This is a genomic window from Paenibacillus sp. Leaf72 (genome assembly GCF_001422685.1).
Classification (GTDB): domain Bacteria; phylum Bacillota; class Bacilli; order Paenibacillales; family Paenibacillaceae; genus Pristimantibacillus.
Map to the genome: position 1 here is coordinate 390,522 of NZ_LMLV01000032.1, position 25,681 is coordinate 416,202.

The following is a 25,681-nucleotide window of genomic DNA, read 5'->3' on the forward strand; positions in this document are numbered from 1 at the left end:
GCTCCGTCTATACGAAGATTTTTAATCTTTCATTATCATGGACTAAATTTACTGAAAATTCAAATATTTACCAACTGAAAAGAGGGAAAGAAATGGGGCATCTCCATGGCACCTATGATAGCTCACTGATTATTTTCTCCTACATTATTGCAGCACTAGCGTCGTTTGCAGCTCTGGATCTGGCCGAGAAGGTCGGTATTTCCGGTGGCCGCAAGCGCTGGCTGGGCATTACGATTGGCGCCGTTATTTTGGGAATGGGCATTTGGTCGATGCATTTCGTCGGCATGATGGCCTTCTCCCTGCCAATCGTCGTAGCCTATGACCTGATCGTCGTACTGCTGTCCCTTCTCGCCGTCATTGTAGCCGCATTCATTGCGCTGTATGTCATTGGAAGGGATGAATTGAAAATCGGCAGGCTGCTGGCAGGAGGTTTGCTGCTGGCCACCGGCGTGTCGGTTATGCATTTTGTAGGCATGGAGGCTATGCTGATTCAGATTCATTATGATCCGCTGCTGTTTCTGCTTTCTATTTTTATTGCGTTTGCCGCATCCGTTACCGCTTTATGGCTCGTATTTTATTTCCGTAAAACGAGCAAGCAGGTCATGCTTTGGAAAAAGCTTAGCGCTGGCATGATTATGGGAGCGGCCATTGCGGGCATGCATTACACAGGGATGATGGCGGCAACGTTCAGCTCGGAAATCAAAACGGCGATCTTTTTTGAAATGGTGCTGGCTACTAAGCTGCTTGCTTATGTCATTATTGCTGGAACGCTGATTACGTGCATGATGTCGCTGGTCGTTCTGTTTATCTCCAAACGGCTGGAGAGCAAGGAAACGCAGCTCGATGAGCATGAGAAGTGGTACAAGTCATTGTTCGACAACAATTTGGATGGCATTATTTCGGTTAATATTCAAGGCCAGATTATTGGCTTCAATCCAATGGCACTCGAAATTACAGGTCTAAAAAGCGAGCAGCTGCTCAATCAGCCTATAAATCTGCTTTTGCCCTATATTACGCAAGACCAGCTTGATCATACAGTAGCGATGTTTACGAAAGCTTTTCAGGGCGAGGCTCAGCGTTATACCTCTGCCATCTTGCGAAATGGAGAGGAGCGCGTAGATATTAGCGTTGTAAGTGCTCCGGTTGTTGTAGGCGATGCAGTTGTAGGTATTTATGTCATCGCCAAAGATATTTCAGAGGAGAAGCAGGCGGAGGAAAAGGTAAGGTATTTGGCGTTTCACGATGAGCTGACAGGCTTGCCGAATCGCAGAATGTTCAATCAAGTGCTGGATGAAGAAATTGAGAGACCGAAGCCGGCAAGCGAGGCAGCAAGGGAAGACGATTCTGTTTTCGCTGTAATGGTGCTTGATATCGATCGATTTAAAATGATTAATGACTCGCTCGGCCATTCTTATGGCGACCTGTTTCTTCAAGAAATGGGCAACCGAATCAGCAGAAGTGTAGAAGGTTATAATGTGATGCTTGCCAGAATGGGCGGTGATGAATTCACCCTGCTGGTGCCTCATTCTGATTCAGGCATTGTGACGGAAATTGCCGAGAAAATTATTCATGCGATCCAGCTTCCCTATCGTCTCAAGGAAAGCGACTTTTATGTATCGGCCAGCATCGGCATCGCCTTATATCCGCAGCATGGGACGGATACGAGCCAATTGCTAAAAAATGCAGATACGGCAATGTACGAAGTGAAGAAAAAAGGAAAAAATGGCTTTCAGTATTATTCGGCCGAACTCAACGACAAGCTGCGCAATAAAATCGAGCTGGAAGGCGACTTGCGAAAAGCGGTGGAGCTGGGCGAGCTTGAGCTGTATTACCAGCCCCAGATAAGAGCCGAGGATGAGCACATGATTGGGGTCGAGGCACTCGTCCGCTGGAACCATCCAACGAAAGGCGTGCTGTCTCCAGGCATATTTATTCCGATTGCGGAGGAGACGGGCATTATTTACGAGCTGGGGACCTGGGTGCTCCGGGAAGCCTGCCGTCAAATGCGCAAATGGCATTTAGCGGGCGGGCCGCTCATCCCAGTCTCGGTCAATTTATCCTCCCAGCAATTCCATCAGCCTTATTTGGCCGAATACGTGAAGGATATTTTGCGGGAGACGGGGCTTGAGCCGCATTTTTTGGAGCTGGAAATTACCGAAAGCATGATGATGGACGCCTCGGTATCGACAGCGATTTTGAACCAGCTCAATGATTTTGGCGTGCGAATTAGTCTCGATGATTTTGGAACGGGCTACAGCTCGCTTAGCTATTTGAAGATGTTCCCGATTCACAAGGTGAAAATCGATCGTTCCTTTATTCGTGATATTACGGAAAATGACAACGATAAGGCGATTGTATCCACCATTATTTCCATGGCCCAGCATTTAAATATGGAGGTTATTGCCGAAGGCATTGAAACGAAAGCCCAGCTGGACATTTTAACTGACAAGGACTGCGAGAAAATACAAGGCTATTATTTCAGCCGTCCTTTGTCCGCTATTGATGTAGAAGAGGAATTTTTCATACCTGGTCGCCAAGAGAAAACAGCATTTCATTCCTGATTCAACAGAGAGCGGAGGTGATAAGGTGGACTATTGGAAGAAATCTTTGCCGAATATGTACAAGCAGTTTCCTGAGCCGATCATTACAATCGGAGAAAATGGCGTCATTCTTCATATGAATGAGGCTGCTAAACAATATCAGCGGGGGGCTATCCGCGATTTGCTTCCGGGAGCCAGATTGTCAGAGCTGAGACGGATAACGAAGGAGGAGGGCGCAAGGCTTGAGCAATTTTTGAGCCGGCCAGATGGCACCTGTTCGGAGCGTCATTTTTTATATTTTGACGATTCGGAAGGGGGAGTTATCAGTTGGGAGCTGTACAAGCTCCCTTATGATGCCAGCAACAGCAGCTTAGGCAGCCATCTTCTCATTCGGGATCGTTCGGAATCGATTAGGCAGCAGATGGAAAGCGAGGCTATTAGGGCGCGTTACAACGAGCTGCTGGACATATACTTAGATCCGATTGTCATTCATCAGGACTCAAAAATTGTTTTCATCAACCATGTGGCTGAGCAGACGATTGGCGGGAGCAGTGAACAGCTGCTTGGCCAGAATATTTTTCGGTTTATTCATCCTAGCGATTGGGACAATGTAGCTAAGCGCATAAAAATGATGTATAAGACGAAGCAGCGTACCAATATTAAAGAAATTCAGCTTATTAGCTTTCGCGATGAGGTTTTTGAGGTTGAAACGATGAGCAAAATGATTGACCATAACGGCCGTCCAGCCGTATTGACGATCATCCGCGATAATAGCGCCCGAAAAAAAGCGGAGCGTGATATGATTCACCAGGCTTTTCATGATTCTTTAAGCGGTTTGCCGAATCGCTCCCATTTCAACCAACAGCTGTCGAAAATGATTGAGCGAAGCAGTGCAAGTCTTAGCGATGGGAGCAAGCAGGTTTCCCGTTTTGCCGTTATGGTACTTGACCTTGACCGTTTCAAAAATATTAACGATTCACTTGGACATGCCTACGGGGATGTGTTCCTGAAGGAGATGGGCTGTCGTATTCAATCTTGTGTAAGAGACAGTGAAACTTTAGTAGCCAGAATGGGAGGAGATGAATTTACGTTATTAATTAATCGCTTTCAGGATGAGCAGCAGCTCGGTCTGCTCGCAGGAAGGATTACCGCTGCTATTCAGCAGCCCTACCGACTGAAGGACAGCGATTTTTATACGACGGTCAGCATTGGAATTGCCGTCTACCCTGACAATGGACAGGATACGGTACAACTGCTCAAAAATGCCGATACCGCGATGTATGAAGTGAAGCGCAACGGTAAAAACGGGTATCAGTTTTATTCGTATGAATTTAATGAGCAGCTTCAGCTCAGGCTGGAACTGGAGAGCGAGCTGCGCAAGGCGATGGAGCGCGAGGAATTTAGATTGTACTACCAGCCGCAAATTAGCTCCATTGACAATAAGATGATTGGCGTCGAAGCACTGATTAGGTGGGAGCATCCAATAAAAGGCATAATCTCGCCTGGTGTATTTATTCCGGTAGCTGAGGAAAGCGACTTGATTTACAGCATTGGCGAGTGGACGATGCGCGAGGCTTGCAGGCAGATGAAGAAGTGGCATGATGAGGGCTTTTTTTTCGCATCGGTATCCGTCAATTTATCGGCAAGACAGTTTCTTCAGCCAAATCTGGTTCAGCAAATTCATGTTATTTTAGAAGAAACGGGGCTTGATCCGAGCTTTCTAGTGCTGGAAATTACCGAGAGCATGATGATGGACGCCTCGCATTCCATTGGAATATTAAATGAATTAAATAGCTGCGGTGTTAAAATCAGCCTCGATGATTTCGGGACGGGCTACAGCTCGCTCAGCTACTTAAAGCATTATCCAATATATAAGCTGAAAATTGACCGTTCCTTCATCATAGATATTACAACGGATGAGAGCGATCAAGCGATTGTCGCCACGATTATTTCCATGGCCAAGCATTTAAAGCTGGAAGTAATCGCGGAAGGGATTGAAACGAAGGAGCAGCTCGATTTTCTAACCAGTCATGACTGCAAGGAAATTCAAGGCTACTATTATTGCCGTCCGCTGCCGGCTCAGGTGCTGGAGGAAAAGTATTTAGCGATCCAAGAGGAAAATGATGGCATATGGGGCGATTTGAAGCATTAACGGCAGTTTGGTTGTGGCAGCGTTTAATCCAATTGAAGGTCGGCTTTAGCTTGTAGGACACAGTTTTGGCAGACGCATGACTGGTTGCGCTGTGCAGGCGGAATTTGTTCAAGCAGACTTTGTGGAACGCGCTCCCGGAAGCACCAGCAGGAGTGGGGCACTTGCCCCGCTTCTATGGCGCAGCCACCCGGTCCGCCGCATAATGGGCATTTTTTCAAGGCGGCAAGCCCCTTTCCTCTAAGGGTAAAAAAAATTTCAATAAAAAACTTGATAATAATAATCATTATTGGTAAAATACATAAAGAAAGAAGGGACCGCAACATCCCTTCCATCAGATCAGTTATTTCGTTTCGAAAGTTCGGCAATCTGTTTCGCTAGCTTCGTGTGCAGCATCTCTGCTATTGCTGACGATATAGATTGATGAAGCGCTGCATTTGTTGTCATCTACCCAATGACGGCAAGAGTCGACTTCGCACAATACGTCTTTAGCCATTACTATCACCTCCCATGGTTAGTAGTCGGTGCACAAATATAAAGCTTATTGACCTCTTATTGGCGTAAGGGGTTATTTGTGCTTTGTAGATAGTTACCCGTCTATCTTACCAAATGAAACCATCATTTACAACCTGTCCACTCCTGCAGCTGGCCTGATTTATCAGGAGCTGAAAGGCTTGCCCTCTATGTAATAAGCATTCTCGCTGTAGGTACGAAAGGCGATTTCTGCTTCCGCCAACTCAAGCCTCTCCATGTAACGGTGAACAATAGCGGCAAAGCGGTCCCGAACCTCCTGTCCGCGTTCAAACCAGCCAATTTCAATAAAAGGAAACGAACAATCATCGGCAAGTCCTCCATAAATGGACGTGGTTGCGAGGCACTCTATAGTGAAATTATCTACTCCGCAATCACAGAGGACAGCGAGCTCTTGAACAAGCTCAGGCGCGATGCTGCGCAAGCTAGGTGCAGGCACACCGCGAAATAATAAATGAGGCATATGAAAGTTCTCCTTCTAGTTCGTCATTTTAAATTGCATAACTTGCAGTCTACTATAAAGCAAGTTATCTTTATCTTAACAGAAATTCCTATTTAGCGGGGGTTCATTGCAAGGAAAGGATGTTGGACAACGATGGCAATAACGGTGGCTGAAGTCGTTGCTAGGCAGCGACAATGGTTCGAGAGCGGCAAGACACGCTCGGTTGAGGCGCGCATTCAGAAGCTCGAAAAGCTGCGCGAGGTGATGCAAAGGCATGAGCAGAAGCTGCTTGCAGCTTTAAAGACGGATTTGAATAAATCGGAGTTTGACGCGTATGCGATGGAGCTTGGCCTCATCTATACGGAGTTTAGGCATACGATTAAGCATATAAGAGGCTGGGCGAAGCCAAAGCGCATTAAGACAGCAATGACGCATATTGGCAGTACGAGCAAAGTCATTTCGGAGCCTTATGGCGTTGCAGCCGTTATTGCGCCATGGAACTATCCGGTCCAGTTGGCGCTTGTTCCGCTTATTGGAGCGATTGCAGCAGGCAATACCGTCATTTTGAAGCCTTCGGAGCTGGCGCCGAATGTTGCGGACTCCCTGGCAGGGATCATAGCAGAAGCCTTTGAGCCGGAGTGGGCTGCGACAGTACTTGGCGATGCCGAGGTTAGCACGGAGCTGCTGGCAGAGAAGCTTGATTATATCTTTTTTACCGGGAGCGTTGGCGTTGGCAAAATCGTAATGACGGCAGCTGCCAAGCATTTGACGCCGGTAACGCTGGAGTTGGGTGGCAAGAGCCCCTGCATCGTGCATAAAGATGCGAATTTGGCGCTTGCAGCGAAGCGGATTGCATTCGGCAAGTTTACAAACGCTGGACAAACCTGCGTTGCACCGGATTACTTATACGTTCATCAAGAAGTAAAGGAACGCTTCGTCAAGCTGCTGAAGGCTGCGATTGAAGAGCTGTATGGCAGCGAGCCGCTCCATAATGACAGCTACACGCATATTATTAGCGATCGGCACTTCGCGAGGCTTGCCAGCTTTATGAACGACGGGCGCATTATAATTGGCGGAGACAAGGATGCTGCGCGCCGGGTCATTGCGCCAACGGTACTGGAAGGTGTGGATTGGCAGGCGCCAGTTATGCAGGAAGAAATTTTTGGCCCCTTGCTTCCGCTTATGACGTTTCATTCGATTGAGGAGGTTATGTCGGCCGTTGCCGCGCGTTCGCATCCGTTAGCGCTGTATTTGTTTACAGAGAGCACGGAGGTGCAGCGCCGGATTACGAGGGAGCTGTCGTTTGGTGGCGGCTGCATCAACGATACCTTAATGCATATGGCATCGCCGCATTTGCCAATTGGCGGAGTGGGGGACAGCGGCATGGGCAGCTATCACGGGGAGAAAACCTTTTATACTTTCTCTCATCAGAAAAGCTTGCTTAAACAAACAACGCGCTTTGATATGCCTTTCCGCTATCCGACGTCCAAGTGGGGCAAGAAGCTGATACGCAAGCTGCTCAGATAATTGCAATCGTAAAGCCTCCTGAATTTTAGGAGGTTTTTTTTAATACTACGAAAACGGTACTGTTCTAAAGCGATTTGCAAAATAATGATTTCTCTAGTCAAAAATGTTAGCGGAAATCGGTTTTAGAAGCTATACAATATTCGGAAAGCAAACAGTAAATTTAAACCTTGTAATTACTGTATAATTACTACCTATATTAAATTTATGGAAAACAAAGTAGAATATACGAACAAACAATAGGATGGAAATGAGGTCGTATCGTGAAGCTAACTCCATAGCATTTTTTGAGAATCAGCTAAAATTGCAGCAAGCCCCTATTAGTGACGGCTTATTCAAGTAGTTTCGATAAAGTGACGATAGAAAGGAATGTATCTCTTGAAGAAGCTAGGACAGTTGAATACGCTGCGCAATCAAATATTAATTGGATTTATGCTTGTAATGGTTATCGTGCTGGCATCGGTCGGCTACTTTACGTATGGTCAGGTATCCGTGCTCTTGCGAAACAGTGCGGAGAAGCATATTCAACAGACCGCGGTTCAAGCTATGGGGAAGCTTGATGTGCTTCTGGGACAAATCGATACGCTTACCGCGCAGGTGGCTACGAATGCGTCTATCCAGCGATTATTGACAGAGGAGATATTTGGCAATACGATCCGCTTTGAAGAGCGTCAGTCGCTGCAGCAGGAAGCGCGGAAATATGAAGCATATGTCACGGGCATCCGAGCGCTTGAAATGTACAGCAGTGATTATAGAAGGCTGTTTCCGCTAGATGACATTAGTCTGGAAAGCCGGGTGCCGAAGGAGTGGATTGACCAAGCAGATAACGGCAAAGGTCGCTTGGTATGGCTTGGCTTTGACCCCCAGGATGCAAACGTTGTCGTTGCTATTCGCCATATTCGCTTAGTGGACCGTTCCTTCATTCATGCTGGCTATTTGGTCGTTCATATTGAAAAAAGCTATTTTGAGCTTACAAATGCCGTAGCGGAAAATGAGAATGAAACGCGGGAGCATATGGCTTTATTTGATGGAGCGGGCCAAGAAATTTTTTCGGATTTAGCTGTGGATGCAAGGGAGGAAAATATTCTTGATCATGGTGGAGAAGCGATTACGGTGGGCGATGAATCGTATATTGTGATTGAGCAGCAATCAAAGGAAACGGGGTGGAAGCTGGCGATATTGACACCTGTAAATTATGCAACGGCAGGTATTTCAGTTCTACGGACTGCTATTCTTGTATCTGGTGCGGTCGGGGGGTTGTTGTTTCTGGTATTGAGCTTTATTTTGTCAACGATGATTACCAGACCGATATTAAACTTGATTAAAGCGATGCGGGGTGCTAGATTTGGCACGTTGAAGGCGAACCCGAATACCTCCTCAACCATGGAGATCAATGAGCTCAACCATACATATAACCAAATGGTCGATTCCTTGAATGAGCTCATTGAGGTCGTCTACCAGAAGGAAATTATACAGAGTCGAACAGAACTGAAAGCGCTGCAAGCCCAAATTAATCCTCATTTTCTGTTTAACACATTGGAAGCGTTCTATTGGGAGCTTGATGATAAAGGGGAAGAGGACCTTGCGAAAGTCGTACTCGCCATGTCAGGCTTGTTTCGTTATGTAATCAACCGAACGGAAGATGATGAGTGGGTTACGATAGGTGATGAATTGGATCATGCGGAGCGTTATTTAAGAATTATGGAGATGCGAATGGTGGACAGACTGTCGTGGCGAATAGAGGCGGCAGAGGCGTGCAGGACTGTACCCGTGCCCAAACTATTAATCCAACCGCTCGTAGAGAACGCTATCTTGCATGGAGTCGAGCAGCGAGTCGGGCCGGGGACGGTCGTCCTTCGTGCCGAGCCTTCAATTCGGGGAGGGTTTATGCGAGTAATGATAACGGACGATGGACCGGGCATGGATGCCGCCGCAGTGGAGTCTCTCCAGGCATTCATGAAGGAAGGTTATGGGAGCAGCAATAAAGGTACAGGTGTTGGCGTGTCAAATGTGGAGCGAAGATTGAGGCTTTATTATCATGCAGCTGGAAGCGGGCTGAGCATTGAGAGCGAGCCTGGTCGCGGAACATCCGTTACGTTTGAAATACCTGATAGATTGGAGGGGAATGGAAAAGATGAAGACCATCTTAGTCGTGGATGATGAACCTAGAACAAGGCAGGGAATTCGTAAAACGCTGGAAGCGTGGTCCTGCGGCCGGCATCGGATCGAAATGGCATCCAGCGGAGTGGAAGCTTTAGCTTGGTTGCAGCAAAATGAAGCTCATCTGCTCGTAACCGATATTAGAATGCCAGAGGTGGGTGGCCTGGAGCTGGTCGAACGATTAGGCGATCTGACACCTCCCCCTGTGGTTATTGTAATTTCCGGGCATCCTGAATTCGATTACGCTCAGAAAGCACTCCAGCTTGGGGTCGTCTCTTATTTGCTAAAGCCATTAGTTAAAGAAAAATTAGTGCAGGCAGTTGAGCTGGCTTTGAAGAGGGAAGAAGAGATAAGCAGGATGGTAAGAATGGAGAAACTTTTTGACCCCAAATTACTGGGGACGGTGCAAGAGGAGAAGCAGTACAGCATTCAGGTGCGTGAAGCGCTGCGCCATATTGACGATCATCTGAGCAAGCAGGTAACCATGCGTGCAGTTGCAGATCATTTGCATATGAATGCCAGCTACTTCAGCGTTCTATTTAAAGAGCAGACAGGTCTAACCTTCAGCGATTATTTGAGTCGCAGACGAGTGCAGCGGGCTAAGGAGCTGCTGGTCAATACGAGAGACTCTATAGCAGAAATTTCAGAGCAGGTGGGCTACCAAACAGCAAAATATTTTGTCAAAGTGTTTCGTTCCATAGAGGGCACTAGTCCAAGGCAGTATCGTCAAAGCGTCTCTAATTCAGAAAAAAGTATCCAATAATTATGGTATTACTCCCAATGCTTATGTCCTTACGGCTTGCGAACAGTGTTGCTACAATCTAATTAAAGCGGATTTAATACGCTTACATTAGAATTAAAGGGGATGTAAACGTGTTCAAGAAAAAAGGATTGATGCTCTTATTGGCGTTTTGTCTGGTTCTGGTAGCAGCTGGCTGCGGCACAAACAGTAATGAAAGCAGCAGCGGCGGTAAGGAGACAGCAGGCGAGAGCGGTGAGCAGGTTACGATTAACTTTATGCATTTATGGCCAGAGGGTGTGTCAGCAGGCCAAAACAAAATCGTAAATCAAATAATTAAAGCCTATCAGGATGAGCATAAGAATGTGACGATCAAGCAAGAAGTGCTGGATAACGAGCAATATAAAAATAAGCTGAAGGTGCTTTCGGCATCCAATAAACTGCCGGATGTCGGTGTAACGTGGGCGGCCGGGTTCTTGCAGCCGTACGTGGAAGGAAAGCTGTTTACACCTGTAGACGACTTGCTAAGCGGCGAGCTGAACGGCAAGTTCGTATCCGGTACGACAGAGGCATATGCGATTGATGGTAAAACGTATGCGCTCCCACTTGAATTCAACATTGCTCCGGTTTACTATAATAAATCCATATTCGAGAAATACAAGCTTGAAATCCCGCAAACCTATGAGGAATTGAAGGCTGTTGCAAAAACACTTTCTGAAAATGGAATCGCGCCGATTGCGCTTGGCAACAAGGACCGTTGGACGGGTTCGCTCTGGTATATGTACCTAGCTGATCGAATCGCCGGGCAGCAGACATTATCCGGTGCGATAAACGGCGAAGGAGCCTTTACAGACGAAGGATTGCTGCAAGCAGCGACTGAAGTACAGACACTGGTAGACAGCCATGCATTCGTGAAGGGTTTCAACGGTTTGTCCAATGAGGAAGCAAAGTCGGAGTTTCTGAATGGCAAAGCTGCTATGTATATGATGGGCACATGGGAGCTGCCAAACTTTACGACAAATGAAGATATCCCGAAAGAATTCCGTGACAGTGTTGGTTTCTTTAAATTCCCGAAAGTTGAGGGCGGAGAAGGTGACATTAACAGCTGGGTAGGCGGTCCGGGTGTCGGTCTATTCGTATCCGAAAATTCTGCGGTAAAAGCGGAAGCGAAAGCATTCATCGAATACTTTGTAACCCAGTGGGGAGAGCAAGCGGTGACGGGTGCAGGCGTTATTCCTGCGACTAAAGTGGATACATCCAGCATGGAGCTGCCGCAGCTTTACATTGATTTATTTAACGAAATGAATCAAGCAAGCAGCATTACCTTGTTTGCAGATGTTCAAATGCAGGCGAGTGCAGCCGAAACTCATCTGAATATGATTCAAGCTCTGTTTGGAAAGGCAGTGACACCTGAGAAATTCTCGGAAGAGCATGATAAAGCCATTTCCGAAGGGAAATAATCGCCCCCTGAGATTGATCGGTGGAAGACATAGCTGTGGGCATGGCTCCAATATGTCTTCCGCTCATTCATTATGAAGGAAAGGAGTCGGCCCATTTGGACAAAGTGCTTTCTAACAAAAAAATAATTGCTTTATATGTGCTGCCGTCTCTGTTATTAATATTAGCTATTGTATACATTCCGATTGTTTTAACCGCTTATTATGGCTTGAATAAATGGAATGGCATTGGTGCGATGACCTTTGTTGGGTTGGATAATTACCTCGCGTTGTTCAAGGATACAACTTTCTGGAACAGCGCGTGGCATTCTCTGCTGCTTGCCGTTTTCTCGGGAATAAGCCTTCTGCTCTACCTTATTGTAGCAATGGTGTTAGCCGCGCGAATTAACGGAGCGAATTTATTTCGCAAAATCTATCTCATCCCTATGCTTCTATCTTCGGTAGCGATTGCGCAGCTTTGGCTCAGAATTTATCATCCAACTAACGGCGTGCTGAACAGCATGCTGGAATCACTTGGTTTTGCCAATCCTCCCGCATGGCTCGCTGAGCCATCGCTCGTATTGTATGCCTTATTTATTCCGATTTTGTGGCAGTATGCGGGTTTTTATATTTTGATTTATTATGCGGCTCTGAAAAACATCCCGGCGTCACTTGAGGAAGCAGCCAAAATTGACGGAGCGAATGCCCTGCAAATTGCTTGGATGATTAAGCTGCCGCTTGTGATGGAAGTAATTAAAGTAACGATTGTACTGGCTGTTGTGGGCTCATTGAAATATTTTGATTTGATCTTTGTTATGACAGATGGAGGTCCCAATGGGGCAAGCGAAGTTATGGCCTCGTACATGTATCATGAAGCGTTTCGAGCCTACGATTTTGGATATGGCAGCGCAATCGGCTTTTTTCTGCTGGTTATTTGTTTGGCTGTCACTTGGGTCATTCGCAAATTAACGGCCTCAAAGGATACGATCCAATACTCGTAAGGAGGAAGACTTCATGGTTACTAGGAATATAAAAATCCGGAATGAGCTGCCGGAATTAAAACCGGGGATCGGCATCAAGCTGGGGTATAGCGTTTTATATGCTGTTTTGATTATAGTAGCCGCGCTGCAGCTATTTCCTCTTGTTTGGCTGTTGTTTTTCTCTCTTAAAAACAATCAGGAGGTATTCAATCTCCCGCCCTTGTCACTGCCGATGAATCCTCGATGGGAGAACTATGAGAAGGTTTGGAGCGCCGGGAACATTGATGTTTATTTTTTTAACAGCGTCTGGATCACCGTTTCAGCTACGGTTATCACTGTGATGCTGGGCAGTTTAGTCACTTATGCCGTCACAAGAATGAAGTGGAAGGGCAGCTCGCTTGTCCTGGGCCTATTCATGGTGGCCATGATGATTCCGGTTCATTCCACGCTAATTCCGCTGTTCAGCCTGTTTAATAAAGCGGGGCTAACGGACCATCCCCTGTCTCTGATTTTATCTTATGTTGCTTTTAACATGCCGATAACGATCATGATTCTGCTGGGGTTCTACTATGCGCTGCCGCGCGAGGTGGAGGAAGCCGCTATCATTGACGGCTGCTCGGTCAACCGGATGTTCTTCCGGATTGTATTCCCGATGACAAGCTCCGTGCTTGCTACAACGGCGATCATCAACATGATTTATAACTGGAATGAATTTATTTTTGTTAACACGTTTATTAGCTCTGATTCTTATAAAACGTTGACTTTCGGCGTGCAAAATTTTATCGGTCAGTATACGACGGATTGGGGGGCCATTGGAGCCACTCTCATGATTAGCATTCTTCCGATTTTGATCACGTTTCTGTTCCTTAGCAATCGTATTGTTGAAGGGATTGCGGCAGGTTCGGTTAAAGGGTAAGCGATTAATTAATTCTAAGACCTAACTCTTCATGTAGGTCTTTTTTTGTTTTTTAAATATTGTAAAAGGGGATGTATTATTTTTTTGGTAATCTCCATTTTGTCCATTGCTTTAAAAAGTGGGCTGCGATAAACTGGGAATGCTGATAATTATAATCATTATCAGCATTGGATTATTTTCCAATTAGTCTTGCCATTATGACAGAAGAGGAATGATGACATGCTTCGCCGTTTTTTTGAATATTACCGACCTTATAAAGGGTTGTTCATACTGGACTTCTCCTGCGCGGTTTTTGCAGCCTTGCTGGAGCTGGTGTTCCCGCTCGCCTTGAACCGGGTCGTGGATGATCTGCTGCCTTCGGGCAATTGGAAATGGATTTTATGGGCCTGTGTAGGCTTGATTGGCATTTATATTGTAAGTGCGTTTCTCCATTATGTCGTGACGTATTGGGGTCATAAGCTGGGCATTCAGATTGAGTCGGATATGCGCAGCAGACTGTTCAACCACATTCAGAAGCTATCATTCCGTTTCTTCGACAATAATAAGACGGGGCATCTTGTATCGCGGATGACTAATGACTTGATGGATATCGGGGAAATTGCCCATCATGGGCCGGAGGACATGTTTATCGCCGTTATGACGCTGCTGGGCGCATTCGGGCTCATGCTGACCATTAACTGGCAGCTGGCGGTGCTGACGTTTATTATTATTCCGCTGATGGTCTACCTGTCGCTGTATTTCAGCCGCAAAATGTCCAAGGCGTTCCATCGGATGTTTTCCGATATTGCTGACTATAATGCCCGCGTTGAAAATACAGTTAGCGGCATTCGCGTCGTTCAAGCGTTCTCCAACGAGAAGCATGAAGTGGAGCAATTTGAAGTGAACAATGGCCGTTTTCTTCAAACGAAGCTGGTCGCTTACCGCGTTATGGCTTGGAACTCATCGATCAGCTACATACTGATGAAATTCGTTTCCTTGTTTGTACTCGCCTGCGGTACATGGTTCGTCATTCAAGGTCAAATGACGTTCGGGGAATTTATGGCATTTGTCCTGCTTTCCAATGTGTTTCTCGGTCCAATTGAAAAAATCAACTCGGTTATTGAGACGTATCCGAAGGGAATTGCCGGCTTCAAGCGTTATTTGGAGCTGCTCGAGACGGAGCCGGATATTGAGGATGCGCCGGATGCGAAGGCGATTAGCCGCCTAGAAGGAGAAATCACATTCCGCGATGTTTCCTTCGGTTATGAGGAAGGCAAATCGATTTTGAATCATATTGATTTGACTGTGAAAACAGGAGAGACGGTAGCTCTTGTTGGACCATCGGGAGCCGGCAAAACCACGATATGCAGCCTGCTGCCGCGCTTCTATGAGGTGACGGGCGGGGCGATTGAGATTGATGGCCTCGATATTCGGAAAATTAAGCTCGATTCGCTGCGCGGCCAAATCGGTATCGTCCAGCAGGATGTGTTCTTGTTTGATGGCACGATTCGTGAAAATATTGCTTACGGCAAGCTGAATGCTACCGAGGAAGAAATTTGGGAGGCGGCTCGCAGAGCGCAGCTGGAGGAGCTTATTCTTTCGCAGGGCCAAGGCCTTGATACGCTTATCGGCGAACGCGGCGTCAAATTGTCTGGCGGACAGAAGCAGCGTCTTTCCATTGCCCGCATGTTCCTGAAAAATCCGCCGATCCTTATTCTTGATGAAGCGACCTCGGCGCTTGATACGGCTACGGAAGCAGCGATTCAGCAGGCGCTGGCTGAGCTGTCCAAAGGGCGCACGACGCTCGTCATTGCGCATCGCCTGGCGACGATCAAGAACGCTGACCGCATCGTGGTCGTTACGGAGGAAGGCATTAAAGAGCAGGGCAGCCATGATGAGCTGCTGGCGATTAAAGGTGTATATAACCGCCTGCATAAAGCGCAGTTCGGCGCCTAGCATAAGCTGCTAGACACTAACTAGGCACCACTAAAGAAACCACTAACTAGACACTACTAAAGAAAACGCTAACTAGACACTAACAGCGTAAGTGGATGGAAAAAAGGCTCAGTATGAGGGAATTAATCTCATGCTGAGCCTTTTGCCATTCATATCAAGGTTGAGAAACCGCAGCTTGTGATGATGGCTGAGATCACGCAGCCCGGGACGCTCCTTCTTTTTTTGAGGACTGAGGTTCCGCTAATCTGGCTTTTGACCCGATTTCTAGCCGTGCGCGGACAGGAAAGCCGTTATTGTCCTCCTAATCCCGTCAAAGTGGTGATTGTCAGCGCATTAGCGGCTCCTGAGTCCGGAGCCAGTGGCATAACTCATGTTCCTGCTATAATAGCGGCTGCTGTGTCCACCAAGACTAGTTTTGTGCAGGGAGTAACCCCTGAAACGAAGTACATAAAGCTGGCTAGTGGTACGTAGGTTCTTGCGTGTGAACACAAATACACTCCCTAACAGGCTGTGAAATTTCGGCTCAGGAGCTTTGGCGCAAAAGGTTGGGCAGCACACTCAGCAGCCGATCGCGCGTTAATGGATCATCGAAGTTCCACATCGCATCTGCCATGTGAAAGCGGCCGCTGCGTACAGCAGGCAACTGCTGCCAGCTTTTGCTCATTATGATGTGGCGGATCGTTTCTCTGGATAAAGCATCATCTGTGCTCAGCAGAAAAATCCGCGAGCCTGAACATTCCTCCAGCTGTGCAGCATCGATTTTCATGAAGGGGACGTTGGCGTGAAACAGCTGCTGGACTTTGTCAGGCTTCTCAAAACCATGCGGATGGTAAATGGACAGCGCCATACCGTGATTGCCCATCAAATACAAATCGCCTCTGACAACAACGAAGATGGATGCCGTTTCACAGGGCAGCAAATCCGGGCGTACAGCTTGCCACATCGCGTCCATACGGGATTCGAAGCCGGAAATCCAGCGCTCTGCCTGCTCGGTTCTACCTAAAATGTCGGCGACTTGCCGAAGCCGTACATAAGTGGAGGCATTTTTTTCAATAAACAAAGTTGGGGCGATGCTCGCTAGTGCTTCTGGAGACTCATGCTGGAGATTGCAATGGAGAATCAGCTCAGGCTCAAGCTCAGCAATAATAGCCGTATCGCCCTTGCTGCCAATATCCGCAATATGCTGGAGCTCGCCTCGGAAAACGACCTGTTTGCCGATAAGCGACAAATCCGCTCCGATCGGCTTGATGCCCAGCGTCAGCATGTCGCCAAGCGAATAGCCTATTGCAACAATGCGTGTCGATTGCAGCGGCAGCTTGACTTCGCGGCCTGCCCAGTCAGCAGAGGCGGCGGCATCCGTGATTCTTCTTGCGTATTGTCTAGGAGACAGCCCAATCTGCTTCCGGAAACGGCGGTTAAAATAATATTCATCCTGAAAGCCGACGCTGTGGGCGATTTCACGGAGCGGTTCCTGCTGGCGAAGCAGCAGCAGCTCCTTGGCCCGGTTCATTCGCAGCTCGGTTAAATAGTCGAGCGGCTTGTGTCCGGTGAGCATCTGGAACAAGGTGCTGAACTTCCAGCGGCCTACGCCGGAGATTTGAAGCAGCTTCTCGACCGTAATCGGCTCGCGATAATGCTCCTGCATATAAGCTACCGTCGATTCAACCGCAGCGACAGCGCTGTCCTCCTGATTGTTGCGCTCGTGCTGCTCCAGCAGTACAGCAAAAAGCTCCTGCAGTTTAACTTGCTGCTTGAAGCGAGCGAGCGGGAGGGCGTTTTGTCCGATAAGCGATAGCTGCTCCAAAGCGTCAAGCATCAGCGAAAGAGGCCGAATCGCAATCGGCACAAAATAGGGAAAGCGATCACCAAGGCTTGCTTCGGGGCAGGCTTGTCCGATTTTATAAAGGTCGAAGGTTATGCGGATGCACTGGAAGCTGCTCTCTGATTTAGCCGCGAAACGCAGCATCTCCCCGGAGGGCAGCAGCAGGCAATCGCCTTGGCGAACCTGTATGGGCGTTCTTCCCTCCATTTGTCCTAAAGCATCGCCTGCTGTAATAGCAAACAGTGTGTGATGGGAGAGCGTATCTTCATCTATTAATGCTGCTGGATTGTTGCCCAGCAGCGGAGTGGCCGCCTTAAAAGAGAAAAATAAAGATTCAAGTGGCAGAGCGCGCCGCATCGTCTTCATCCGTCAGGACGAATAGCCAATCGCCGGCAAAATCAGGCAGCAGTTCATTCGATATGTTAGCGAATCGTTCATTTGCGTCAATCAGATTTTTCTGTATTTCTGGGGCTGGTGTATAGCCAAGTGTATGGTACAGCGTAGCTGCGAAGCTTTTATCGCCCATGACATAGAATTCCTTGCCAAGCAAAAGGAAGACAGATGCGCTTTCTCCCGTTTGGACGTTAAGCTTGGCCACAGCCTCTTTAACTTTTGCCTCATAGGAAGCAATCCACTCCTCAGCCTCCTGCTGCTTGCCTACAATATCGCCAAGCATGCGGAGGCGCTCATTCGTTTCGAGACGATCATAAGTGACCGTTGGCGCGATTTTGGACAAGGTGTCGAAAGCACCTTCTTCATAATAAGTACCGCCGCTATCAAGCAAAATCAAATCGGGATCAAGCGCCGTTATTTTTTCGGCATCGCCAAGCAAATCTCCAATATCCTTTATGCCATCCAGCAGCTCGGGAAATGCGACTTGTTCTTTAATAATGCCCAGTGCTGCGCCAATAGGCGTTACGCCGAGCGCCAGCATGTCGCCAACATCGCTCCCGGTATAAATAATGCGCTCCGCTTCTGCCGGAATTTCTACCGTATGGCCCTTCGAGTCCGTGTACGTACGTGCTTGTGGCGCAGCATCTGTGGTTGCTTCTGCACTTGGCTGAGCGGATGCGGCTGAGCTTTCGGCAATAGAGTTATTTGCTCCACATGAGGACAATAGCATTCCCATCATAAGAGCAAGACTTGCGGCAGTCGTGACAACATTTCTAGTTGTTTTCAATTTGGTACCCCCATTTTATTTTATCTTTAGACAATGATAATCATTATCGAACACCATTTATCATAATGGAGGCTGCAAATACGTTCAATGGACAAACAGCAGTTAATGCTTGGGACAAAATCAAGCGCCGCTTCCTCTTAATAGGGGATCATCGATTTTTTTAATGCCAAAATAGAAAAGCTCTATTGGCTTTTATTCGGCAATCGATGGTAAACTCGTTTCAATCATTATTAAATACGACAAAACCACTAGGAATAATAAAATTAAAAGCAAACAACCAACAGGAGGGAACAATCTTGACAACAACTAAAAAGAGACAATTGAAGCTAGGCGCCATTTTGCACGGAGTAGGCGGCAACATTGCCGGATGGAGACACCCCGACGCACAGCCTGATGCGAGTGTTAATTTTGAATTTTACAAACAGCAGGCACAGAAGGCGGAAGCTGGCAAGTTTGATTTTGTATTTATTGCCGATGGCTTATATATTAATGAAAAATCAATTCCCCATTTTTTAAACCGCTTTGAGCCGTTGACGGTTTTATCAGCACTTGGTGCGGTTACATCGAAGATTGGCTTAGTCGGCACGCTGTCGACGTCTTATAGCGAGCCTTTCACCGTAGCGAGACAATTTGGCTCGCTTGATCATATTAGCGGCGGCCGTGCAGGCTGGAATATCGTGACTTCGCCGCTTGAAGGCTCAGCGAAAAACTTCGGCAAGACCGAGCATCCCGACCATCCGACCCGTTATCGGATCGCGAATGAATATTTGGACGTCACTCGGGGGCTGTGGGATTCGTGGGAGGATGACGCCTTTGTTCGCGATAAAGAAAGCGGCCAGTTTTTTGACCCGAAGAAGCTGCACACCTTAAACCATAAAGGCGAGTTTTTCTCGGTGCAGGGACCGCTGAACATTTCCAGATCGAAGCAGGGTCATCCGGTTATTTTTCAAGCAGGCTCGTCGGAGGATGGCAAGAACTTCGCTTCCAAAGTAGCGGATGCGGTATTTGCCCATTTTGAATCCATCGAGCAGGGCAAGCAGTTTTATGATGATGTGAAAGCACGTGCAGCTGCGCATGGACGCTCTTCGGAGGATGTCGCCATTTTGCCAGGCATTGCGCCAATCATTGGTGCGACGGATGAAGAAGCAGAACGCAAATATCAGGAGCTGGCGCAGCTTGTAAATATTGAGAAGGCACTTGATTATTTGGGACGGTATTTCGACCACCATGACTTTTCGCAATACCCGCTTGATGAGCCGTTCCCTGAGCTTGGTGAAATTGGTCAAAATAGCTTCCGCAGCACGACGGACCGCATTAAGCGGCAGGCGAAGGAAGGCGGCTTGACGCTTCGCCAAGTGGCGCTCCAAGAAACGACGCCGCGGCCGACGTTCATTGGCACTCCCGTTAAAATTGCGGATCAAATCCAGCAATGGTTTGAGCAGGGCGCGGTGGACGGCTTTATTGTCGGATCATCTATACCGACGGGTCTGACGGAGTTCGTTGACCAGGTTGTGCCGATTTTGCAGGAGCGCGGCTTGTTCCGTGAGGAATACGAGCATGACACGCTGCGCGGACATCTCGGCGTACCTGTGCCGGAAAACCGTTATGCCAAAACCAAGGTGACGACCGTTTAGGAGGATGAGAGATATGAGCGCAGCATTAAACAAACGAGTCGTTTGGATGAAAATGGCAAGCGTCGCGCTAGCGGTTACCCTCGTACTGGCAGGCTGCAGCGGGGGTACGGGCAAAAACAGCGCGGCGACTGGCGGAAGCAGTACTGGCGAGGCGCCAGCAGCTTCGGCGGAGCAGAGCAGCACGCCTGCTTTAGGCGGCGAACTGAGCTATGCCCTTGCGACCTCTCCCGATCAGCTTGATCCGCATCGCAGCGGCCTTGCCGTTGCGGTCAGGGTCATCCGTACACTTTACGACACGCTGGTCGTCCAGCTTCCAGGCGGAGAAATCAAGCCTTGGCTGGCAACGGAATGGTCGGTGTCGGAGGATGGCAAAGCATATACGTTCAAGCTTCGCCAGGACGTAAAGTTTCAGGACGGTACACCTTTCAACGCCGAAGCGGTGAAATATAGCTTTGACCGGATCATTGACCCGGAGACAAAAGCGGCGAATGCTTTAGCACTCGTTAGGCCCTATGAATCCTCGGAGGTTATTGACGAGTTTACGGTCAAATTGAACTTATCCGAGCCGTCGCAGGCGTTCTTGGGAAATGTAAGCCAAGCGCTGCTTAGCATTGTGTCGCCGACGGCGGCGAAGAAGGACGGCGATCAATTCACCAAGCATCCCGTCGGAACAGGGCCCTTCAAGTTTGTAAAATGGGATGAAAATTCGGAAATCGTCGTGGAGAAAAACCCCGATTACAACTGGGCGCCGGAAACGGTCAGCCAGCAGGGCGCGCCGAATTTGGATAAAATCATTTTCAAAATTGTGCCTGAGGAGGCTACGCGGATCGGAAGCGTACAGAGCGGGCAGGTGCTTGCCGCTGAGACGGTACCCCCGCAAAATATTCTTTCCTTGAAAAATGATGCGAACAGCCAGCTATACCAAGCCAATACCGTTGGCCTGCCGTATACGCTGTTCATCAATCATAGCAAGGCGCCATGGAATGAGCTGAAGGCTAGGCAGGCGCTGCAGCTGGGCATCAATGTCGAGGCAATTGTCAAAACGCTGTATCTCGGAACGTATGAGCAGGCGTGGTCGCCGCTTTCTCCGGGCATTTTCGGCTATGACGCTTCGCTGGAAGGCGGCATCAAGCCGGACATCGAGAAAGCGAAGCAGCTGCTTGACGAGCTGGGCTGGAAAGCAGGGGCCGATGGCATTAGGGAAAAAGACGGCAAGAAGCTGACGCTCCATTATGTCGATGGCTCGCCGAACCGCGAGAAGCGCAATGATATTGCCGCTATCGTGCAGCAGCAGCTTAAGTCGCTGGGCATACAGGTAGACGTGGAAATTACAAAGGATGTCGCAACCGTCGTTTATGGAAACAATAACTATGATCTTTATGGCAACAGCCAGGTCAATTCTGATCCTAACGCGCTTTATTCCATCTATCACACAACAGCGCCGGGGTCCCGTCAAAACTTGCCGAATTTAGCCGATCCTGAGCTGGATAAGCTGCTTGAGGATGGCGCAATCGAGAAGGACCAGACGAAACGTGAAGCAATCTATAAGGAAGCACAGCAGCTTATTATTAATAAGGCCGTCATTATTCCGATTTATGTGTTCCCTTATACAGTAGCCGCCTCGAAAAAGGTGCAAGGATTAGCTTTTGACTCGCTGGGCTATCCGATCTTTAATGATGTGTATATAACCAAGTAATCATATCGTAATTTGACAATAAAAGTGGGAAAGGAGCGGAGATGGAGTATGTTAAAAGCGGTAAGCGTTCGGCTTTATACGTCCTTGCTGGTACTGGTCGGCACGATGGTGCTCGTCTTTTGTATCGTCAATGTGCTGCCCGGCGACCCTGCGCTCCTTATTCTTGATCCGTCTTCGGCCACACCGGAGATGATTGCTAACCTGCGGGAGCAGCTTGGGCTAAACCAGCCGTTCTATGAGCGGCTTGGCGAATATTTTCTGCATGTGCTGCAGGGCGATTTTGGAAAATCAATCGTTAATTCGGAGCCGGTACTGCCGAAGATCGTCGAGCACTTTCCCGCCACGCTCGCTTTGACGGCGTTAAGCTCGCTTCTTGCGGTCATCATCGGCGTCACGCTAGGCGTGCTGTCGGCCATTCATCGCAATCGCTGGATTGACATCGTCGCGCGAATGGTTGGTTTGTTCGGCATTTCGATGCCGACATTTTGGTCGGGCATTTTGCTTATTCTGATTTTTTCGGTGCAGCTGGGCTGGTTTCCGGCTATGGGCTCGGATGGCTTCAGCACGCTTGTGCTGCCCGCCATTACGCTGGGCTTCGTTGGCTCAGGCTTTATCGTGCGGATGGTTCGCAATAGCATGCTTGAGGTCATTAATGAGCCGTTTATCGTCACGCTGCGGGCGAAGGGGCTGCCAGGGCGGTTCATCATGTATAAGCATGCGCTGCGAAATGCGCTAATTCCGGCATTGACGATGGTTGGCGTTATTATTGGCGATTTGATGGCCGGAACGGTCGTTATTGAAACGGTATTCTCACGCCAAGGCATTGGGCGAATTATTGCTGACGCGATTATGGCAAAGGATTTGCCAGTCGTGCAGGGCGTTATTTTTTTCTCGGCGATCGTGTATATTGTTGTGAATTTGCTTGTGGACATTTCCTATACGTTGATCGATCCGCGCGTAAGGCGTACCCAGTAGCGCAGGTAGAAAGGGGCAAAAGATTCATATGAAGCAAGCCGTCATTGGCAAACAGATATGGCAAGGGAGCAGGACAGAAGGTGCTGCGAAATCCCGCAAAAAAATAAGGCTGGCGCCTGCGGATCTGCTGATTTATGCCGCAGCCGTTATCGTGTTGTTTATTATCAGCTGTGCTTTATTTCCGAGCTTGATTGCTCCTTATTCGCCTACGTTGATGGATACGGAGCAAATTATGCAGCCGCCAAGCCTTCAGCATGTGTTCGGGACGGATTATTTTGGCCGTGACGTATTCAGCGTTGTCGTGCATGGCAGCCGGGATTCCTTGTTGATCGGTTTCGTATCGGTGCTTGTCGGTTGTGTGACGGGCGGAGCGATTGGAGCGATAGCGGGATACATTGGCGGCGTAGTCGATGCTGTATTTATGCGGCTGATCGACGTGCTGATGACGATTCCGGGCGTGCTGCTGGCGCTTGCGATTGCAGCGGCGCTGGGGCCAAGCCTGATGAATGTCGTGCTGGCTGTTGCGGCGGCATCGATACCCGGTTACGCGCGTGTAATGCGCGGGCAAATCATGAGCATTAAAGGCCGACCCTTCATTACCGCCTCCCGCTCAATTGGAACGTCCAGCCTATCGATCTTTGTAAGGCATGTGCTGCCGAATTCTTTATCGCCGATGTTTGTCATGGCGGCAATCGGCATTGGCACGGCGATTTTGACCGGAGCAGGCCTTAACTTTCTAGGACTTGGCACGATAAAAGAAATTCCAGACTGGGGGGCGCTGCTCTCTCAGGGCCGCGGCTATTTGACCGTAGCTTGGTGGATTTGCACCTTCCCGGGCCTTGCCATCACGCTGTTTGTTCTCTCCATCAACATATTGGGTGACAAGGTTCGCGATCAATTAGATCCAAAGCAAAGCAGAGCATAAGACAGCATAGACGCCGGGCTTGATAGAAGGAAGGCGAAAGGAGGCAGCGTAAATGAGCCAATTGCTCACGATGGAGCATCTGACGGTTGATTTTAAGACGAAACGGGGCTTGCTTAGAGCCATTACGGACGTTTCGCTTCATATTGCGCCTGGAGAAACGGTATGTCTCGTTGGCGAATCCGGCAGCGGCAAAACGATTACGTCCAAAGCCATTATGCGCCTGATCGACTATGAGAACGGCGTTATTGCCGGAGGCAGCATGCGGCTGGGAGATGCGGATCTCGTCGCGATGCCGGAGAAGGAGCTGCGCGCGCTGCGGGGCAAGCGGATGGCGATGGTTTTTCAAGAGCCGATGGCGGCGTTTGATCCGATTTTTACAATTGGAAGCCAAATTACCGAGGTTATTGAGCGCCATCAGCGTGGCAAAAAGCGCGAGGCGTGGGAACGGGCTGTCCATTTGCTGCGCCGGGTCGGCATTCCTGAGCCGGAGGCGCGAATGAAGCAGTATCCGGGCGAGCTGTCGGGGGGCATGCTGCAGCGGGCTATGATCGCAATGGCGCTCGCTTGCGGGCCAGAGCTGCTGATTGCGGATGAGCCAACGACGGCGCTGGATGTGACGATTCAGGCGCAAATTCTACATTTGCTGCAAGAGCTTAAAGAAGAATTTAATATGGGGATTTTGCTAGTGACCCATGATATGGGCATTGCCGCCGAGATGGCGGATCGCATTATCGTTATGTATGCCGGGCAGGTTGTCGAGCAAGCGACCGCAGCCGAGCTGTTCGGGCAGCCGCATCATCCGTATACGAGAGGGCTGCTGCAATCGATTACGACGATGGACAGCGACCGCAGCGTCAAGCTTCATTCCATCGAGGGTTCTATCCCGAGCTTGTCGGAGCTGCCATCCGGCTGCCGTTTTCACCCGCGCTGCTCCTATAGGGCGGATAGATGCCGCAGCGAAAGCCCGCCGCTGCTTGCGATAGGCGAACGGCTGAGCGCATGCTGGCATGCCGAGCAGCTCGTTCAATCCGAGGAGTGGACGGCTAGTGCTGAGCTAACAAATGCAACAAGCGCTGAGTCACCGATTGTGGCTCTCCAAGAAGCTGGCCGGCAAGGCGAAAATCTGTTCGAGGTAAGCGGGCTAAGCAAATTTTATCCGATCCAGAGAGGCTTGCTGCATCGTTCAGGCCCGCAGGTCAGAGCGGTGGACAATGTTTCGTTTTCCATTAGAAAAGGGGAAACCTTTGGCCTCGTCGGGGAGTCTGGCAGCGGCAAATCGACGCTTGGGCGGGTCATTTTGCAATTAGAGCAAGCGACGGCTGGCAGCGTTAAGTTTCAGGGCAGGGAGCTGACCGGGCAAAGCAGCTCGGAGCTGCGGCAGGCGCGGCGCGATATGCAAATTGTTTTTCAGGATCCGTATGGCTCGGTTAATCCGCGCTGGCGTATCGGCGACATTATCGGCGAGCCGCTGCGCGTCCATGACCATGCTGGCAGCAAGGAAAGAAAAGCGCGCGTAGAGGAGCTCATGGAGCTTGTCGGGCTGAAGGCAGACTGGTACAGCCGCTATCCGCATGAATTTTCCGGCGGGCAGCGCCAGCGTATTGGCATTGCCCGTGCCATCGCGCTTAATCCAAGCTTTATTCTTGCGGATGAAGCGGTATCGGCGCTGGATGTGTCGGTGCAGGCACAGATCGTCAACCTCATGCAGCATTTGCAGCAAAAAATGAATCTGACCTATTTGTTTATCGCCCATGGGCTGAATATCGTCAGACATATTTCCGACCGGATCGGCGTCATGTATTTGGGCAAGCTGGTCGAAATTGCGCCCAGCGAGGAACTGTTCCTCCACCCAGCGCATCCGTATACGCAAGGATTAATTGCTTCCATCCCCCAGCCCGGCCCCGGGCGAACGCGAACATTTCGCGCGATTGAAGGAGAAATCCCCTCTCCGGCCAATCCGCCTTCCGGCTGCCGCTTTCATACGCGCTGCCCTATGGCAACGGAGCGCTGCAGGGAGGCGGAGCCCGAACTGCAGCTCATTGGCAGCGAGCATTATGCCGCTTGCCACTATGTATTAGGTTAATATTTATAAAGGAG

General features: G+C 49.1%; 19 protein-coding genes. 14 read left to right on the forward strand and 5 right to left on the reverse strand.

Annotated elements, in window-relative coordinates:
- Positions 1-92: 92 nt before the first annotated feature.
- Positions 93-2,561 (forward strand): bifunctional diguanylate cyclase/phosphodiesterase, encoded by a 2,469-nt coding sequence (locus ASF12_RS27150; RefSeq protein WP_056041404.1) that lies wholly within the window; start codon positions 93-95, stop codon positions 2,559-2,561.
- Between the two features lie 25 nt (positions 2,562-2,586).
- A complete protein-coding gene (locus ASF12_RS27155; protein ID WP_056041406.1) occupies positions 2,587-4,692 on the forward strand; it encodes a putative bifunctional diguanylate cyclase/phosphodiesterase in 2,106 nt (701 codons plus the stop codon).
- Between the two features lie 23 nt (positions 4,693-4,715).
- Here the strand turns inward: ASF12_RS27155 and ASF12_RS34070 are convergent, their stop codons facing one another.
- The 3 genes from ASF12_RS34070 to ASF12_RS27160 all read right to left on the reverse strand — a co-directional run bounded on the left by ASF12_RS34070 (position 4,716) and on the right by ASF12_RS27160 (position 5,683).
- Positions 4,716-5,024, reverse strand: coding sequence for a cysteine-rich CWC family protein (locus ASF12_RS34070; RefSeq protein WP_327204952.1), 309 nt, complete (start codon positions 5,022-5,024; stop codon positions 4,716-4,718).
- Between the two features lie 8 nt (positions 5,025-5,032).
- Positions 5,033-5,185, reverse strand: coding sequence for a DUF1540 domain-containing protein (locus ASF12_RS34075; RefSeq protein ID WP_074905010.1), 153 nt, complete (start codon positions 5,183-5,185; stop codon positions 5,033-5,035).
- A gap of 162 nt (positions 5,186-5,347) precedes the next feature.
- The gene (locus ASF12_RS27160; RefSeq protein WP_056041408.1) at positions 5,348-5,683 is read right to left on the reverse strand and encodes a DUF1904 family protein; all 336 of its coding nucleotides are present in this window, start codon (positions 5,681-5,683) and stop codon (positions 5,348-5,350) included.
- A 132-nt stretch (positions 5,684-5,815) separates the two neighbouring features.
- Here ASF12_RS27160 and ASF12_RS27165 point away from each other — a divergent pair, with 132 nt between their 5' ends.
- From ASF12_RS27165 to ASF12_RS27195, 7 genes are all read left to right on the forward strand, one after another.
- Positions 5,816-7,189 (forward strand): aldehyde dehydrogenase, encoded by a 1,374-nt coding sequence (locus ASF12_RS27165; RefSeq protein ID WP_056041410.1) that lies wholly within the window; start codon positions 5,816-5,818, stop codon positions 7,187-7,189.
- Between the two features lie 375 nt (positions 7,190-7,564).
- Positions 7,565-9,346, forward strand: coding sequence for a cache domain-containing sensor histidine kinase (locus ASF12_RS27170; protein WP_056041412.1), 1,782 nt, complete (start codon positions 7,565-7,567; stop codon positions 9,344-9,346).
- The gene (locus tag ASF12_RS27175) at positions 9,321-10,109 is read left to right on the forward strand and encodes a response regulator transcription factor (RefSeq protein ID WP_056041414.1); all 789 of its coding nucleotides are present in this window, start codon (positions 9,321-9,323) and stop codon (positions 10,107-10,109) included. Before ASF12_RS27170 ends, ASF12_RS27175 begins: the two co-directional genes overlap by 26 nt.
- Positions 10,110-10,219: 110 nt before the next feature.
- On the forward strand, positions 10,220-11,545 hold the full coding sequence (locus ASF12_RS27180; protein ID WP_056041415.1) for an ABC transporter substrate-binding protein: 1,326 nt from the start codon (positions 10,220-10,222) through the stop codon (positions 11,543-11,545).
- Positions 11,546-11,640: 95 nt separating this feature from the next.
- Positions 11,641-12,522 carry a carbohydrate ABC transporter permease gene (locus tag ASF12_RS27185; protein WP_056041507.1) on the forward strand — a complete coding sequence of 294 codons (882 nt, stop codon included), beginning with the start codon at positions 11,641-11,643 and terminating at the stop codon, positions 12,520-12,522.
- 13 nt (positions 12,523-12,535) lie between these two features.
- Positions 12,536-13,417, forward strand: coding sequence for a carbohydrate ABC transporter permease (locus ASF12_RS27190; protein WP_056041416.1), 882 nt, complete (start codon positions 12,536-12,538; stop codon positions 13,415-13,417).
- A 219-nt stretch (positions 13,418-13,636) separates the two neighbouring features.
- Complete coding sequence (locus tag ASF12_RS27195; protein ID WP_056041417.1) at positions 13,637-15,352, forward strand: ABC transporter ATP-binding protein; 1,716 nt, start codon at positions 13,637-13,639, stop codon at positions 15,350-15,352.
- A gap of 523 nt (positions 15,353-15,875) precedes the next feature.
- Here ASF12_RS27195 and ASF12_RS27205 read toward each other — a convergent pair.
- Positions 15,876-17,531: a helix-turn-helix domain-containing protein gene (locus ASF12_RS27205; protein ID WP_056041420.1), complete on the reverse strand. Its 1,656-nt coding sequence runs from the start codon at positions 17,529-17,531 to the stop codon at positions 15,876-15,878.
- A complete protein-coding gene (locus ASF12_RS27210) occupies positions 17,509-18,354 on the reverse strand; it encodes an ABC transporter substrate-binding protein (RefSeq protein WP_056041422.1) in 846 nt (281 codons plus the stop codon). Before ASF12_RS27210 ends, ASF12_RS27205 begins: the two co-directional genes overlap by 23 nt.
- Before the next feature lie 296 nt (positions 18,355-18,650).
- Here ASF12_RS27210 and ASF12_RS27215 point away from each other — a divergent pair, with 296 nt between their 5' ends.
- The 5 genes from ASF12_RS27215 to ASF12_RS36395 are packed head-to-tail and all read left to right on the forward strand — an operon-like array spanning position 18,651 to position 25,667.
- Positions 18,651-19,988 (forward strand): LLM class flavin-dependent oxidoreductase, encoded by a 1,338-nt coding sequence (locus tag ASF12_RS27215; RefSeq protein ID WP_056041424.1) that lies wholly within the window; start codon positions 18,651-18,653, stop codon positions 19,986-19,988.
- Positions 19,989-20,001: 13 nt separating this feature from the next.
- Positions 20,002-21,684: an ABC transporter substrate-binding protein gene (locus tag ASF12_RS27220; protein WP_081419077.1), complete on the forward strand. Its 1,683-nt coding sequence runs from the start codon at positions 20,002-20,004 to the stop codon at positions 21,682-21,684.
- Between the two features lie 48 nt (positions 21,685-21,732).
- Positions 21,733-22,659 (forward strand): ABC transporter permease, encoded by a 927-nt coding sequence (locus tag ASF12_RS27225; protein WP_056041425.1) that lies wholly within the window; start codon positions 21,733-21,735, stop codon positions 22,657-22,659.
- Between the two features lie 28 nt (positions 22,660-22,687).
- Entirely contained in the window at positions 22,688-23,584 is an 897-nt protein-coding gene (locus tag ASF12_RS27230; RefSeq protein WP_056041427.1) for an ABC transporter permease, read from the forward strand.
- Positions 23,585-23,636: 52 nt separating this feature from the next.
- Entirely contained in the window at positions 23,637-25,667 is a 2,031-nt protein-coding gene (locus ASF12_RS36395) for an ABC transporter ATP-binding protein (protein WP_056041430.1), read from the forward strand.
- Positions 25,668-25,681 lie beyond the last annotated feature (14 nt).

Excerpts from the sequence above, each read along its gene's own strand:
- ASF12_RS27150 (WP_056041404.1), top strand. The coding sequence starts at position 93 with ATGGGGCATCTCCATGGCACCTATGATAGCTCACTGATTATTTTCTCC.
- ASF12_RS34070 (WP_327204952.1), bottom strand. The coding sequence starts at position 5,024 with ATGGAAGGGATGTTGCGGTCCCTTCTTTCTTTATGTATTTTACCAATA.
- ASF12_RS34075 (WP_074905010.1), bottom strand. The coding sequence starts at position 5,185 with ATGGCTAAAGACGTATTGTGCGAAGTCGACTCTTGCCGTCATTGGGTA.
- ASF12_RS27160 (WP_056041408.1), bottom strand. The coding sequence starts at position 5,683 with ATGCCTCATTTATTATTTCGCGGTGTGCCTGCACCTAGCTTGCGCAGC.
- ASF12_RS27165 (WP_056041410.1), top strand. The coding sequence starts at position 5,816 with ATGGCAATAACGGTGGCTGAAGTCGTTGCTAGGCAGCGACAATGGTTC.
- ASF12_RS27175 (WP_056041414.1), top strand. The coding sequence starts at position 9,321 with ATGAAGACCATCTTAGTCGTGGATGATGAACCTAGAACAAGGCAGGGA.
- ASF12_RS27190 (WP_056041416.1), top strand. The coding sequence starts at position 12,536 with ATGGTTACTAGGAATATAAAAATCCGGAATGAGCTGCCGGAATTAAAA.
- ASF12_RS27195 (WP_056041417.1), top strand. The coding sequence starts at position 13,637 with ATGCTTCGCCGTTTTTTTGAATATTACCGACCTTATAAAGGGTTGTTC.
- ASF12_RS27205 (WP_056041420.1), bottom strand. The coding sequence starts at position 17,531 with ATGCGGCGCGCTCTGCCACTTGAATCTTTATTTTTCTCTTTTAAGGCG.
- ASF12_RS27220 (WP_081419077.1), top strand. The coding sequence starts at position 20,002 with ATGAGCGCAGCATTAAACAAACGAGTCGTTTGGATGAAAATGGCAAGC.
- ASF12_RS27225 (WP_056041425.1), top strand. The coding sequence starts at position 21,733 with ATGTTAAAAGCGGTAAGCGTTCGGCTTTATACGTCCTTGCTGGTACTG.
- ASF12_RS27230 (WP_056041427.1), top strand. The coding sequence starts at position 22,688 with ATGAAGCAAGCCGTCATTGGCAAACAGATATGGCAAGGGAGCAGGACA.
- ASF12_RS36395 (WP_056041430.1), top strand. The coding sequence starts at position 23,637 with ATGAGCCAATTGCTCACGATGGAGCATCTGACGGTTGATTTTAAGACG.